The 13190-nt window shown below is 58.4% G+C and carries 15 protein-coding genes and 1 tRNA gene; 11 read left to right on the forward strand and 5 right to left on the reverse strand.

The annotated features are described in order from the left end of the window. Positions 1–71: 71 nt before the first annotated feature. Positions 72–332 (reverse strand): 30S ribosomal protein S15, encoded by a 261-nt coding sequence (rpsO, locus tag VSP_RS16645; protein WP_009962082.1) that lies wholly within the window; start codon positions 330–332, stop codon positions 72–74. Between the two features lie 247 nt (positions 333–579). Between rpsO and VSP_RS39580 the strand changes: the two genes are divergently transcribed. The 5 genes from VSP_RS39580 to VSP_RS16670 all read left to right on the forward strand — a co-directional run bounded on the left by VSP_RS39580 (position 580) and on the right by VSP_RS16670 (position 3991). Next, the gene (locus tag VSP_RS39580) at positions 580–1338 is read left to right on the forward strand and encodes an SseB family protein (RefSeq protein WP_009962083.1); all 759 of its coding nucleotides are present in this window, start codon (positions 580–582) and stop codon (positions 1336–1338) included. A 194-nt stretch (positions 1339–1532) separates the two neighbouring features. Next, positions 1533–2063, forward strand: a complete 531-nt coding sequence (locus VSP_RS35860) for a DUF1579 domain-containing protein (protein WP_009962084.1) — start codon at positions 1533–1535, stop codon at positions 2061–2063. 193 nt (positions 2064–2256) lie between these two features. Continuing rightward, positions 2257–2805 (forward strand): SRPBCC family protein, encoded by a 549-nt coding sequence (locus VSP_RS16660; protein ID WP_009962085.1) that lies wholly within the window; start codon positions 2257–2259, stop codon positions 2803–2805. Between the two features lie 219 nt (positions 2806–3024). After that, positions 3025–3387, forward strand: coding sequence for a DUF1428 domain-containing protein (locus VSP_RS16665; RefSeq protein WP_009962087.1), 363 nt, complete (start codon positions 3025–3027; stop codon positions 3385–3387). A 46-nt stretch (positions 3388–3433) separates the two neighbouring features. Then, entirely contained in the window at positions 3434–3991 is a 558-nt protein-coding gene (locus VSP_RS16670; protein ID WP_009962089.1) for a DUF1579 domain-containing protein, read from the forward strand. 83 nt (positions 3992–4074) lie between these two features. Here the strand turns inward: VSP_RS16670 and VSP_RS16675 are convergent, their stop codons facing one another. Further along, positions 4075–4842 (reverse strand): lysozyme inhibitor LprI family protein, encoded by a 768-nt coding sequence (locus VSP_RS16675; RefSeq protein WP_009962091.1) that lies wholly within the window; start codon positions 4840–4842, stop codon positions 4075–4077. 167 nt (positions 4843–5009) lie between these two features. Between VSP_RS16675 and VSP_RS16680 the strand changes: the two genes are divergently transcribed. Continuing rightward, positions 5010–5375 (forward strand): YciI family protein, encoded by a 366-nt coding sequence (locus VSP_RS16680; RefSeq protein ID WP_009962092.1) that lies wholly within the window; start codon positions 5010–5012, stop codon positions 5373–5375. 89 nt (positions 5376–5464) lie between these two features. On the opposite strand, the gene VSP_RS16685 is transcribed toward VSP_RS16680, so the two are convergent. Further along, positions 5465–6346 carry an arylamine N-acetyltransferase gene (locus VSP_RS16685; protein ID WP_009962093.1) on the reverse strand — a complete coding sequence of 294 codons (882 nt, stop codon included), beginning with the start codon at positions 6344–6346 and terminating at the stop codon, positions 5465–5467. A gap of 153 nt (positions 6347–6499) precedes the next feature. Further along, positions 6500–6574: transfer RNA gene (locus VSP_RS16690), tRNA-Gly, on the reverse strand. A gap of 205 nt (positions 6575–6779) precedes the next feature. Between VSP_RS16690 and trpC the strand changes: the two genes are divergently transcribed. The 5 genes from trpC to VSP_RS16715 all read left to right on the forward strand — a co-directional run bounded on the left by trpC (position 6780) and on the right by VSP_RS16715 (position 11721). Beyond that, a complete protein-coding gene (trpC, locus tag VSP_RS16695) occupies positions 6780–7574 on the forward strand; it encodes an indole-3-glycerol phosphate synthase TrpC (RefSeq protein WP_009962094.1) in 795 nt (264 codons plus the stop codon). 11 nt (positions 7575–7585) lie between these two features. After that, positions 7586–8185, forward strand: a complete 600-nt coding sequence (locus tag VSP_RS16700) for a hypothetical protein (protein WP_009962095.1) — start codon at positions 7586–7588, stop codon at positions 8183–8185. Between the two features lie 57 nt (positions 8186–8242). Further along, positions 8243–8842: a hypothetical protein gene (locus tag VSP_RS16705; protein WP_009962096.1), complete on the forward strand. Its 600-nt coding sequence runs from the start codon at positions 8243–8245 to the stop codon at positions 8840–8842. Positions 8843–9092: 250 nt separating this feature from the next. Then, on the forward strand, positions 9093–10337 hold the full coding sequence (locus VSP_RS35865; protein ID WP_009962097.1) for an alkaline phosphatase family protein: 1245 nt from the start codon (positions 9093–9095) through the stop codon (positions 10335–10337). A 181-nt stretch (positions 10338–10518) separates the two neighbouring features. Further along, complete coding sequence (locus VSP_RS16715) at positions 10519–11721, forward strand: hypothetical protein (protein ID WP_009962098.1); 1203 nt, start codon at positions 10519–10521, stop codon at positions 11719–11721. A gap of 2 nt (positions 11722–11723) precedes the next feature. Here VSP_RS16715 and VSP_RS16720 read toward each other — a convergent pair whose 3' ends face one another. Further along, entirely contained in the window at positions 11724–13190 is a 1467-nt protein-coding gene (locus VSP_RS16720) for a sigma-54-dependent transcriptional regulator (protein WP_009962100.1), read from the reverse strand.

The following is a 13190-nucleotide window of genomic DNA, read 5'->3' on the forward strand; positions in this document are numbered from 1 at the left end:
ACAGACGTAGGGTCTGCGATCCTGAAAGCAGAAAGGCGAGACCTTTGGAGCCCCGCCTTTCGGCAAAAACTTTAGCGGCGCAATTTGAGCGCCTTCAGCAGACTGGCGTAGCGCCCCTCTTCAGTGACCTTGAGATAGTCAAGAAGCTTGCGGCGGCGGGCAACCATCTGGAGCAGGCCGCGACGGGACGAGTGGTCCTTGGAGTTCGTGGCGAGGTGCTGCGTCAGGTGGTTGATGCGGTCAGTAAGACGAGCGATCTGCACGTCTGCGCTGCCGGTGTCCTTCTCGTGAAGCTGGAAGGACTTGATTTCGTTGGTTGCGGTTTGGCTCATGGTTGAAACTGTCTCCGCCTACTTGGCGGCGGTGGTTCACGGCAATGTGTGGAGCCTGAAAACAAGCATGAAATCCGAAGTGTGCAAGAGGAATTTTGTTTGAGTCAGTTAAGTTTTTCCGATCTGATCCGACCTTTTCCGGGAGCACAAAACCTTGCCCCCATCTGCCACTATCACATGACGCCTTGCAAAAACCGGATTGACTTCTGCACCGCCCTTGGGAACTGGAACATATCCCCCCCTTTCTATGGCCACCCCCTCTGACTCCGCGACTGACTCCCGCTTTCGAGGCGAGGCCCCCGAAAACGCCATCGAGACAGCTCACGCGCTCTATCGCTCCGAACTGAGCAACACCTCGTTCTCCGAGGTTCTACTCTCGTGGACCTCCCATTTTGTTTTTGCCCTTGTTCCCGAAGATGTCGGCATGGAGGAAGCCTTGACGACTGAGGGGCCCGATGGCCACACCTTCATCGCGGTCTTCACCTCGCTCTCCCGAGCAGCAGCAACTGTCGCATCCGCAGGTCTCCCCCACCGCCCGCTGGCGGTCTCGATCTTTGAGGTGATCTTTCTTGCTGAGCCAAATTTTGGACTGGTGATCAACCCCACCATACCCGTGTGGGAATGGACATTCCTGTCCGGGGAGTTGGAAAGACTCCGGACTCTGCTCCTGACTCCCCTGCCCTTGTTCGAGCGTGGCTCGATCTGCGCAATAAGGGGCGCAGAATATTATCAAGCTGCCAAGATTCTCATGGTGGATGACCATGGGGTGCACATCCGCCTCTATTCTAATTGTTGGCCCAGCCCACCAGAGAGGATTGACGTTTCCACCTTGATCCTGGACTCGGAGGGCCCCGGGCAGGCCTTGGGGATAGGGCACCTCCCTTTCACGACCAAAGCTTTTCTGGCGCAGGGCCCCGTGGCCTTCCAGCAGTCCACCGTCACCGAGGAAGAGCTCGATGGCTATCAGATCTGGCAGCAGGACCAGGGTGGCTATTTTGCCTCGTAGCTTGTCGAGCCGCCTTCATTGAGCGCAGCAGAGACGGTTTTGTAGAAAACTTTAGCGGATTTGTCCTGTGGACGACCGCCCGTTCGTCGTGGCCTGGAAGGAAGGGACCATGACAAGCGTGACGCGACTCCATTTCAAAACCCCTCACCCCAGAACCGAAAAACCAAACTACAGACCACCCAACCCATACTACCATGAGCCAAAACGCCACCCTCGAAGCCGAAGCACCCACCCAAGCCTGTGGAGACATGAACCCACCTTCCAGACAACACCAGTGGCTGGACCGCCTGGTGGGCACATGGTCCTCCAAAGGAGAAGCCAACTGCATGCCTGGCCAGCCCGCCATGCAACTCAGCGGTATTGAAACCGTCCGCTCCATCGGCGGCTTCTGGGCCCACACCGTAATTGAAAGTGACAACCCAGAGATGCCTTACACCCAGCTTGTCACCGTCGGCTACGACCAGGAGAAGGAAAAGTACATCGCCACCGTGGTGGACTCCATGAGCGGCTATCGCTGGCTTGCCGAGGGCACGGTGGACGATACTGGCAACAAGCTCACCATGGAGACGGAAGGCCCCTTCCCATTCCGCGACGCTCCCCTCTCCCGATTTCAGGACGTGACCGAGTTCAAATCCGCCGATCACAAGATCTTCACCTCGTCGATCCAGGAGGAAGACGGCTCCTGGACGACTCTCATGAAGTTCGAGGCAAAACGTCTCCAGTAGGATGGCGCTTTCGACCGTAGCCAAAGTGGCGAAAACATTTTGGCTACGGTTGCGTCCTCCCAAAAAACATTCTCTCCCCACACACACCCAAATAGTGGGTGACAGCCGATCACTTCAAGTCCTGTAATCCTCCCGGGAACATCAGCCCATCGGTCGCACTCTCGCTCACAACGCGCTGCTCAAACATCCGCCCATGTTTACCAAAATCATCCTCGCTCTCGTTCTCATCGTCGGCATCTTTTTCGTTGCGGCTGCGTTTCAGCCCAAGGACTTCAGCATCACTCGTGCCACGACCATTGAGGCACCCTCCACCACTGTGTTTGACCAGGTAAACGACTTCCACAAATGGGAGGCTTGGTCGCCTTGGGCCAAACTGGATCCCCAGATGAAGCATACCTTCGAAGGACCTGCTTCTGGCACCGGATCCAGCTACGCCTGGGTGGGCAACAATCAGGTGGGTGAAGGCCGTATGACCATCCTGGAAAGCCGCCCGGGAGAACTGGTAAAGATCAAACTGGAGTTCATCAAGCCCTTCGCCGCCACCAATACGGCAGAGTTCACATTTAAGTCCGAGGGAAGCAAGACCGCCGTGGACTGGACCATGCTCGGTGAGAAGAACCTCATGTCCAAAGCCTTTGGTCTGGTGATGAACATGGACAAAATGATCGGAGGCGACTTTGAAAAAGGCCTGGCCGACCTAAAGCGGGTGTCAGAAGCTGCCGCAAAAGCGCCGCAACCTTGATTTTTCACTTCCTCATCCGTCACGCCTGGCCGCTTCGGTTGGGATTGGGGGTCTGGGCACCTCGGAGTACATCGACCCCAAAGAAACCAGGGGATGATGGATTCGCCCGAGCCTCCCGCCATCTTCTCTGACTTCTGGACCAGCACTCACCAGGCACTCAGCGACTGATCAGAATCTTACCCACAGACAAGAAACAAAACTCAGACCACCCACCCAACCATGAGCCAATACACAGACGGATTTCTGCTACCTCTCCCCAAGGACAAAGTGGAAGAGTACCGCGCCATCTCCTCAAAAGCGGGGCAGATCTGGAAAGACTGCGGTGCCCTGGAATATCGGGAATGGATCGGCGACGACCTGCAGGTCGAAGGTCAGATGCCGTTCCCTAAAGCCGTGAGTGCCAGTGAAAACGAAACCGTGGTCTTCGCCTGGATCACCTATGAATCCCGTGAGCATCGGGACGCTGTGAATGTCAAGGTCATGGCAGATCCCCGCATGGCCGAGATGATGGCCCCGTCAACCTGTCCTTTTGACTACACCCGCATGTACTACGGCGGGTTCAGCAATCTGGTCACTGCATGATCCGGAAGCACACGCCTCCATAGCCTCCTCCAACTACCAACCTTCCATGAAAAGCTTCACTCGCTCCACGCTGGCGGCCGTCCTTCTCGCCGCGCTTTCCCTTCACCTTCCGGCTCAAGAGACACCTCAGATGCCCAAGCCCACCAGGGAGCACGAATGGCTTCAAAGGTTTGTCGGCAACTGGACTACAGAAACCTCCATCCACATGGAACCTGGCAAACCGCCGTTGAAGGCACAGGGTACGGAAACGGTGAAGTCGCTCGGAGGCTTTTGGATCGTCAGCGAGGGTAAGAGCGAAATGATGGGGCAACCCTTCCTTTTCAATCTCACGCTGGGTTACGATGCCGATGCCAAGAAATATTCTGGAACTTGGGTGGACTCCATGAATGGCTACCTCTGGAGGTACAGCGGCTCCGTTGACGCCTCTGGCAACAAGCTCACCCTTGAATCGGAAGGCCCCTGCCCCATGGAGCCGGGCAAACTGTTCAAGTTCCAGGAAGTTACCGAATTCAAAAGCGACAGCGAACGCACCTTCACGTCCAGCATGCAGGGAGCGGACGGCAAGTGGACCACCCTGGTCACGGGAGTGTCCAAGAAGAAATAGGAACGCGCGTTCCAGCCTCAAAATGCAAAAAGCCGGCAGACGCTCTCTGCCGGCTTTTTCATTTCATCGAGCGATGGTTCGAATCAGTCCGGCACGGCTTGGGACTTGCCGGACTGACCGGCCTTCAAGACGAGCGACTGCGTCTCCGGATCCAGTGAAGCCACTTTGAAATAACGCCCGTCCAGATAGGCTCTCCGGCCGTGGTAGTGCTCAGCGTTGGCCGAAATGACTTCCAGATAGAGGTCTTTGTAGATGAAGGCCAGATTGGACTCGTCCTTCTTTTCCGGGTCCCGCCCCTTGTCACTGAACCAGCCCAGAGGTGCATTCCACGAGGCCGTGCCCGCGATCACCCCCAAGTCAAATCCTGGGCCTCTTACGGTGTTGAGATCAAAAAAGAGCTGGCCGTTCTTCTCCACGACTTCAAGCGTACCGCCCTGTCCGTCAATCCAGACTCCGGTCACCGGCTCCCTTTCATTCTTGATGACTCTTTGCAACCACGCTGCGCGATCTGAGCTGAGGAAAGCCGCTTTCTCATACCAAGCGGAGGACCTTGTCTTGCCGCCAGCCTTCTCCTGGGCCGCATCTGCCTGGATATCCCGATAGACCACCCACTGCCGCTGCACTGTCGAGACATGTTTCATCCGCTCCTCGCCGAGCTGGGCCTTTGCCGTCACCCAGGCCGCATTCAGGTCTTGATCGGCCTTGTCAAATCGCCCCTTGGCCGCAACAACATCTGGAGAAGCTGCCGTGAGACCAGCTGGAAACGGGAGACTGAAAGACGCGAACAAGAAGGTGGCGAACCATCGCGCTCCGTATAGCCGATGAAACTTTGTCTGAAATTTTGGGGACATGAGAAAACCCTGCGTTCGCCTGGCGGATCTTGCAATGGGATTGTTCGCCACGAGCTCAGCGGCATCAGCCAGCGTGGCTTCTTGTCTTCATGCTGAAAAATGTCAGCATGGACGTCGAAAGCTGGCTGCCACAATCGACCAAGGGGTGAATTCAAACCACATACACCATGCAATACACCTGCCTGATCTACCTCGATGAAAAGAAGTTCTACGCCCTGTCCAAGGATGAACAGAATCAAATCCACAAAGAATGTGGCCAATGGCACGAAGAACTGGTCAAGGCCGGCAAGAGCCCTCGTGGCTCCGCTTTACAGCCCGGCTCGACCGCCCGCACCTTTCGCATGCAGGATGGGAAAGTCATCATGACGGATGGCCCCTTTGCCGAGACGAAAGAAGTGCTCGGTGGATTTGATACACTGGAGTGCGAAAGCCTTGATGAGGTGCTGGAGATTGCCGCAAAATTTCCAGGCCTCAAGGCGGGAGGTGCGATGGAGGTGCGCCCCCACATCGACGGCAGTTGCGAGGCGGTGTGAATGATGCCCTGGATGCCATGAACTGCCACCCCGGGCATAGGCCATGCTCGGGGTCAATCTTCACTCCTCACCGCACCACGCTGGTCTGCTCAGGCGGGGCTGAGCTCGTTCTCCTCCACCTGGGCGGACCTCGAGCCCGGAGGCGGTGGCAGCGGTTGGTCCTCTGGAAGATCGTTCACCACCTCTTCCGCAAGGCCGAACTCCTCCACGAGTATTTGATTCCTGTGGTGGGCATCCCGGATTGCCTGCTCGGACACGCTGCCGTCCGCGTGCAGCGTAACCTTGTTGCCGAAGGCCAGACCGATGACCTCCTCCCCCCGATTCTTGCGGATGTAAACGCTGTAGTTGAAGGGGCTCCAGCGCCGAGTGCCATCGTACCGTTCTCGAAACTCCCCCTCTGTCGCCCCCCAGGATTCCAATCGGCACACCAGACCCTGAGGTTGATGCACAGGCCGCCAATGAATGTGCCAGCGCCCGTCGTCCCACACTGACCGGCAACCCCACGCAGGATGCTCCACTTGGGCAGCGCCTTCTGCCCTCAGTGGTAAAGGTTGCACGTGCAGCAGGGCGGAATCCAGCAGAAAACGGGTACCCTCCACGATCACGATCACTGTGCCATGATTGGGGGGCAACTCAGGTGCAGCCATCATGGTCGCCACCCCGCGGATGGCATCGAAACCCAATGCTTGCAGAAGCGATTGCAGTGCCCCAGCGCTGGACCAGCAGGTGCCGCCAGTCCCATAGCGTAGCCAGGCCTCCCAGAATTTTTTGGCCTCGCTCCCGGGCAGAGCGGAGAGATCACCGGCCCGGACATGCCGCAGCTTCAGGACATTGTCGAACGGTACCTTTTTGCACCAAGCGCCGTACACCGTCGTCAGCGCCTCCAAAGTGGGCGCTGCGGGCGTGGTCACATCGAACCGATTTAGAATGGTCTCAAGGGTGTTTTGATCCAGTGGGTCGCCTTTTATCATGGGCAGAAGTGGACAAACCCGTGCGACGAATGTTGGAACTATTTTTGCCCCGTCGGCGTTGCAGGGCTGCTTATTCGCAAGAGCCTACATGCTGTAGTTGGGCCTTCAAGAGCACCTCAGAAAAACCATGAGCAGCAGTCAATGATCTGCGCATGGAGCGGGTGACGCGATTCGAACGCGCGACATCTTCCTTGGCAAGGAAGTGCTCTACCACTGAGCTACACCCGCAATTGCGTTGCGGACTGTTAGTGTGGCGAGAACCAGAATCGTTTCAAGCTGAAAGTGCTAAAAATGTTTTGGTTTTGTAGATCATTGTCGCGGAGGGCGAAGGAGTGCGTTTGATTGATGGATCACCGTGACTCTCCTGCTTGCAAGTCCCCCTCAGGCAGGGCAGGTTGACTGTCCCCCCTCTTCATACAGAGGTCCCCTTTTCATGAACAAGCTCGACGAGATCATTGCCACCAAGCACAAGGAAGTGGAACGCCTGCTGCCCCGGGCCGAAAAGCTGCGCCACGCCGCCGCGGGTCGCGATGATTTCCGGTCCCTTTACGACGCGCTTCGAGCCGACCCTACCCGCCTGGGATTGATCGCCGAGGTCAAGAAGGCCAGCCCCTCTGCGGGAGTCATTCAGCCCAACTTCGACTACCTGACGATTGCCCGCACCTATGAAAAGGGTGGTGCCAACGCCCTCTCCGTCCTGACTGACGAAAAGTACTTCCAAGGCCGCCTGGAGTACATGACCACCATCCGTCAGGAAGTAAGCATTCCGGTCCTGCGGAAGGATTTCATCATTCACGAGGTGCAGATTCACGAGGCCGTCGTTGCGGGGGCTGACGCCATCCTCCTCATCGTCGCAGCCCTGGATCAGCCCACGCTGGAGCACCTTCTGGAGGTTGCCCACGGCTGCCAGCTGGACGTTTTGATGGAAGTGCATGATCTCCCGGAATTGGAACGGGCTCTGGCAACCGATGTGCGGATCCTCGGGATCAACAACCGGAACTTGAAGAGCTTTACGGTGGACCTCGCCACGACAGAAGCGCTTGCTGAAGAAGTGCCGGACGACGTCATTCTGGTGAGCGAGAGCGGGATCAAGACCGTGGACGATGCGGCCCGTCTGGCCATCGCTGGTGCCAATGCCCTCCTGGTAGGTGAGACGCTCATGAGGGCGGCGAACCCGCTGGATATGGTGCGCTCCCTACGCGTGGAGATGGCCTTGGACGAAGAGTAGTCACAGGAAGAATGTCCCGCACTCCCAGACGCAGCATCCCCAGTCGCCGTCCTCAAGGCACCCGGCGGGCCTCGCTGGGCACCATGAAGTGGCTGCTGCTCATCACCATCGTCGTCGTTTTGGCAAAGGTGGTGGTTCCCCCCGTCTCCCGAACGATGCTGGCGAAGCAGTTGGAGGCCCCGATCGACCGGTCCTCCATGAAAGCCCTGGACCTGGCAGTCAATGCCTATCGGCTGGAGCAGTTCCAGTTGCCGGTGGAACCCACCTGGAAGGACGAGACCGAGGCTCACCCTACGCAGGGAATGTGGCTGGGGGCACTGACAGGGCAGACCGGTGACCTGAACCCCCGTGGCACCGCGTATCTGACCCTTCCATCAGCGCCGACGCAGCGCGGAGGACTCTACACTGACTCCCAAGGGCAGGTCAGGCTCACCGATCAGTACGGACGCCCGTTTCAGGTGCTGTTTGATCTGGACGGCGACGGCAAGATCCCGAATCCGGACCCCTCTGCTCCGGCTGACAAGAAGCTTCTGCCTGCCTCGATTCTTATCTACAGCTTGGGGGCGGATGGGAATGCCAAGACCTGGAAGGACAACCTGGCCAATTGGTAAGCGTGCGTGCTCTGGAACGCATTGACGGCAGGCGCATTTCGTGGTGCAATTTTCGAAATGGATCTATCCGATACCTTTAGGGACGAGGCACTGAAGCCTGATCGCCCGCCCAAGAGCAGCCGATTGCGCATTGTGCGGCCGCTCTTGTGGGTGGCTGCTGGCAGCGTTCTGATCATCCTCGTCCTCGCCATTGTGGCCGCCACCTTCCTCGCCAGCGGCTCTGCCATCCGAGAACAGGCTGCGATGAAATCCCTCGCCACGGGGATGGAGAACTATTTCAAGGAGTACGGACATTTCCCCATCTCTGATCCCGGTGCCTTCACGGAAACGGTCTCGGTCCCTGCCGAGGGAGAAATGGTCGTCGCAATCCTGGGTGCCGAAAGCCCGCTCAACCCACGCAAGATCCCCTTTTACAATCCACCCAATGCCAGAACTGGCAAGGCAGGCCTCGACCAGAGCAATGCAGCGACGATAAGGACCGTGGACTCCAATGGCACTACTTTCTTTCTGGTCATGGACCTTGATGGGGATGGGACGACTCCCAATCCAGATCCCCGCGACGGTCAGTTGAAACAGATTCGTGCACGCGTTCTGGTTTACTCCGCGGGGCCCGACCAAGACCCTGCCACCTGGGCAGACAATTTGGTGAGCTGGTGAGTCCCGGCCCATAGCCTACGATGGGTTGCTGTGATCAATGCTCCTCCGTCAGCAATCCAGACTCAGCCAGGAACACTGACCAATGGCGTCACAAGACGGTGCCCCTGCCACTTGGAAAGACCATCTTGGCCAGAGCTGGCAATGATCGCGCCTGTCCAGGTGACGTCGCCGTTTCGTGCTGCCATTTGAAGTGTCGGCCGCAGGGGTTAACTTGTGGTTTGCCACCGACTACCCGCCCAGCAAATAGCCAATGTCCGCCCGACGTGTTCTGATCTTCCTCCTGGCCGCCACGGCGCTCGTTGCGCTGGGAATCTATGCCTGGGGATTGCTGCCCAAACCTGAGAACAAACGCATCGTGATTGTGGTGGGGCTTGACGGATTTCGATCCGACTACCTGCAGAAATTCCAACCGCCCCTGCTCAACAAGCTGGCTGGCGAGGGCGTGACCACACCCCGGATGATACCCAGCTTTCCCTCCCTTACTTTCCCCAATCTCTACACCTTGGTCACGGGGCTCCGTCCTGCCCGGCACGGCATCGTGGGCAATAGCATGTATGACCCGGAGTTCGACGCCAAATTCTCCTTGGGCAGCCCGGCGGTCAAGGAGGGACGGTGGTGGGGAGGCGAGCCCGTCTGGATCACCGCGGAGCGGCAGGGCGTCCGTTCCGCCTGTATGTTCTGGCCTGGCTCTGAAGCTGAAATCCTGGGCCGCCGTCCTCACGACTGGCGCGACTATGACGGCAGCGTCACCGCAGAAAAGCGAGTCGCGACCGTGCTGGACTGGCTGGGACGTCCAGATGCCGAGCGTCCCCGCCTGGTGACCCTTTATTTCCACGAAGCCGACTCAGCAGGCCACAAATACGGCCCGAATGCACCGGAGACGGCGGAAGCTGTGAAGATGGTGGACCAGGCTTTGGGGAAATTGCTGACAGGCATCCACCAATTGGGCCTTGAGGATAAGGTGCATCTCATCTGCGTGGCCGATCACGGAATGACGGAAGTCAGTCCGGACCGCGTCATCAACCTTGCGGCTCTCATCGATATCAAGACGGTCGAAGTGGACTCCACCGGCGCAGTGTCGGGTCTGCGTCCCAGGGAAGGGACTCCGGAGGAGCTCGTCGCAAAGTTGAACCACCCGGAGGCCCGATTCAAAGCCTACCTGGCCAGTGATATGCCTGCGCGCTGGCACTTCACGGGCCATCGAAGAATTCCGCCCGTGGTCCTGGTGGCGGATGAGGGCTGGAGCATCGTTCGGAAACCAGTCCGAACCGAGGAAGAAAGGCGCACCTTCCTAAAAGCGACGCATGGCTTTCCACCAGAGTTGCCCTCTATGGGAGCCACCTTTATCGCTTGGGGGCCATCCTATCGCCGCGGCGTCTCTGTACCGGAATTTGCCAATACGGAGGTGTACTCTCTGATCTGCGCCACACTCGGCATTGTTCCCGCAGCAAACGACGGGGTCGGGGTGCTTTCAACAGGGGTGCTGGCCCCATGATGGATGGCCCATCGGGCTCGATCCCTGTTTATTCTAGAGAAAAACTCCCTCAAGCCATTTCCCTCAAGGTTCGATAAAAAAGCGACTTGCCATTAGGGGGCTGGCGCGGGTATGCATGGTGCAGCACCGAGGTCAGATGGTTGACCCTTTGTGCTGATCCATTCCCCCACCTCTTCTTCTCATGATCTTCTTCAGTGGTCACGGCATCCTCATACCCGTCTTTGCAGTCATTGGCTTTTTCGTTGGTTTTATTGCTACATCGGCCGCGGTAGCCATGATGAATCTGTCACTGGCTTGGGTGCCGGTCGGCGGTGCTTGGGCCTCGGCCCTGTGTGTCATGCTCTACGCCAAGACCATCGGAAAGACTGTCGATAACCCATACATTGATCCAGCCACAGGTCGCCCGGCGGTGTACCGCAAGCGACACACGTTCTTTTTCATCCCGGCATTCCCCTGGGCGGTGCTCGGGATGATCGGGGCAGCGTTTATCTCGGTGGGTGCTCTGTTCGCTCCGAAAGATGGATTTGATTCTGCCGACTCGTCGAACAGCGCGGAGGAAGCCCGCTTCGAATCCGCCAATCGAAAGATCACGACGAACAACGACGGAGTGGCCCACGGCAACTCGCCGGAGGCAGAGAAGCTGGCTGCGGAGTTCTCTGCCAAACTCAAGTCACTGCGTGACGTTGGCATCGAACCCTCCAAAAAACGCTCCGTGTCTCTGTCGGGCGGAGAGTTCATCACCTTCTGTCACCTTGCAGGAGACACCTGTGTCTTTCTCGTCCACGTACCAGAGTTGCGGAAGTACACGGACGAAGCCAAGGAATTCATGGGAGAAGCGGCTTGGGGGGTAGCACAGCATTGTCTGGCAACGCTCCCTGACAAGCCCGAAGAAGTGGCCGTGGGTGTCCGGGGAATCGCTCTCTATGACCGCGTCCTTACTGGTACTGGAGCAGCCGATGAAACCACCGCGCCACAGGTTCACAAAGGTGCAAGCTCCAAGGATGTCCTGTTCCGTTACTTTGAAGTCAAAGAACCCAAGTCTGCCGGAGCATCAAACCAGCGCCCGACTGCTTCCGCCGCAGTTGAAAAGACTCCAGAACCCACCGCACCCGCCAGCACTCCTCCTGTCGCCACGGCGGAGATGACTCCGGCAGAGACCCCCTCCCCTGCCCCCGTCTCAACGGCGGCCGCATTGCCAACTGCTGTGAAGGACTGGAAAAGCGCGGATGGCCGGGTGCTGAGCGCCAGCCTGGAAGGCTTTGCCAGTGCGACCATCGCCCGATTCAAGCGTGCTGCAGACGGCGTCATTTTCGAGGTGCCCGTCGAGAAATTTGACGCTGCGACCCAGGCAGAAATCAACGCCCTGTATCCAAAAGGGCAATAGTCCTACCCTTTGGCCAGATGCGGGAAGCGGCGGTAGATACGGCTGCGGTTTACGTCCAGCAACCGTGCCGCTTCGGCAACATTGCCGCCTGTCTGCTCCAGGGCTCGTTGAATCAGGACCTGTTCGGCCTCTTCGAGGTTGAACGGGATCCCTTCCGAGGTCGAGATGTTGACGGCCGGGCGGTGGGGTGCGGGCCGGTCACCAGACGGTTCCAGCAGCTGCAGATGCTCCTTCCTGATCGTCTCTCCACCGCTGAGGATAAGAGCCCGCTCGATGACGTTTTTCAACTCGCGCACGTTTCCGGGGAAGGCGTAATTTCCCAATACCGCAAGCGCCTCCCGGCTGAGAGAGGGCGCCGTCATGCCCATCTCCCCAGCGAACAGGCTCAGGAAGTGGGACGACAGCAATGACAAATCCTCAGAGCGCTCCCGGAGGGGTGGCGTATGCACCGAGTAGCGGGCCAACCGGAAGTACAAGTCCTGACGGAAGTCGCCGGAGGCTATCTTGTCCTGCAGGTTCGCGTTGGTGGCACTCACCACCCGTACGTCCACTTTGCGCGGCTTGGTGCCGCCCACTGGGGTCACCTGCCCGTCCTCCAGTACGCGCAAGAGCTTGGCCTGGAGCGTGGCTGGCATGTCACCTATTTCATCAAGGAACAACGTCCCTCCATCAGCCAGCTCGAAGTACCCTTTGCGATCGTTAGTGGCTCCTGTGAAACTGCCCTTCAGGTGGCCAAAGAAGAGTGACTCCGCCAGTTCTCCCGGCACAGCCACACAGTTCACGGCAACGAAGGGCCCATCTGCACGGGGGCTGTGATGGTGCACAGCCCGGGCCACAAGCTCCTTGCCCGTCCCACTCTCTCCAGTGATCAGCACGCTGGTTTTTCCGAACTGTTGGAGGCGATTGATGTCTTCCAAAATACGCCTCAGGTGCGGGCTCTCGCCCACGAAGCCGCCAAGTCCCCAACGCTGGGCTTCACGTGTCGCCAGACTGGAAAGGCGCTGTGCAGCCTTGTCCCGCGCCTGCTCCGCCTCGCGACGTTTCAGGATTTCCTGCTCCAGCTCGTCATTGCGCTGCTGGAGCTCACGGGTGAGCAGGCTGAGCTTCAGATGCGTCGCCACGCGGGTGACCACCTCCTGCGCCTGAAATGGCTTGTAAATATAGTCCACCGCCCCCACTTGAAAGCCGCGGACCACACTTTCGATCTCATTGCGGCTGGTGACAAAAATCACGGGAATGTTGCGCGTCTCGTCCGCCGCCTTGAGCTCGCGACATACCATGAACCCATCCTGACCTGGCATCATCACATCCAGCAGAATGAGATCCGGCTTGGCCTTGGGAGCAAGCTGTAGCGCATCCCTCCCATTGGAGACCGCGAGAATCTCGTACCCCCTGGGTTCGAGGACATTGCTGATGAGACTGAGGCTCGCCGGGGTGTCGTCGGCGATGAGAATACGTTGACGGATCAT

The organism is Verrucomicrobium spinosum DSM 4136 = JCM 18804, assembly GCF_000172155.1.
Lineage (GTDB): Bacteria > Verrucomicrobiota > Verrucomicrobiia > Verrucomicrobiales > Verrucomicrobiaceae > Verrucomicrobium > Verrucomicrobium spinosum.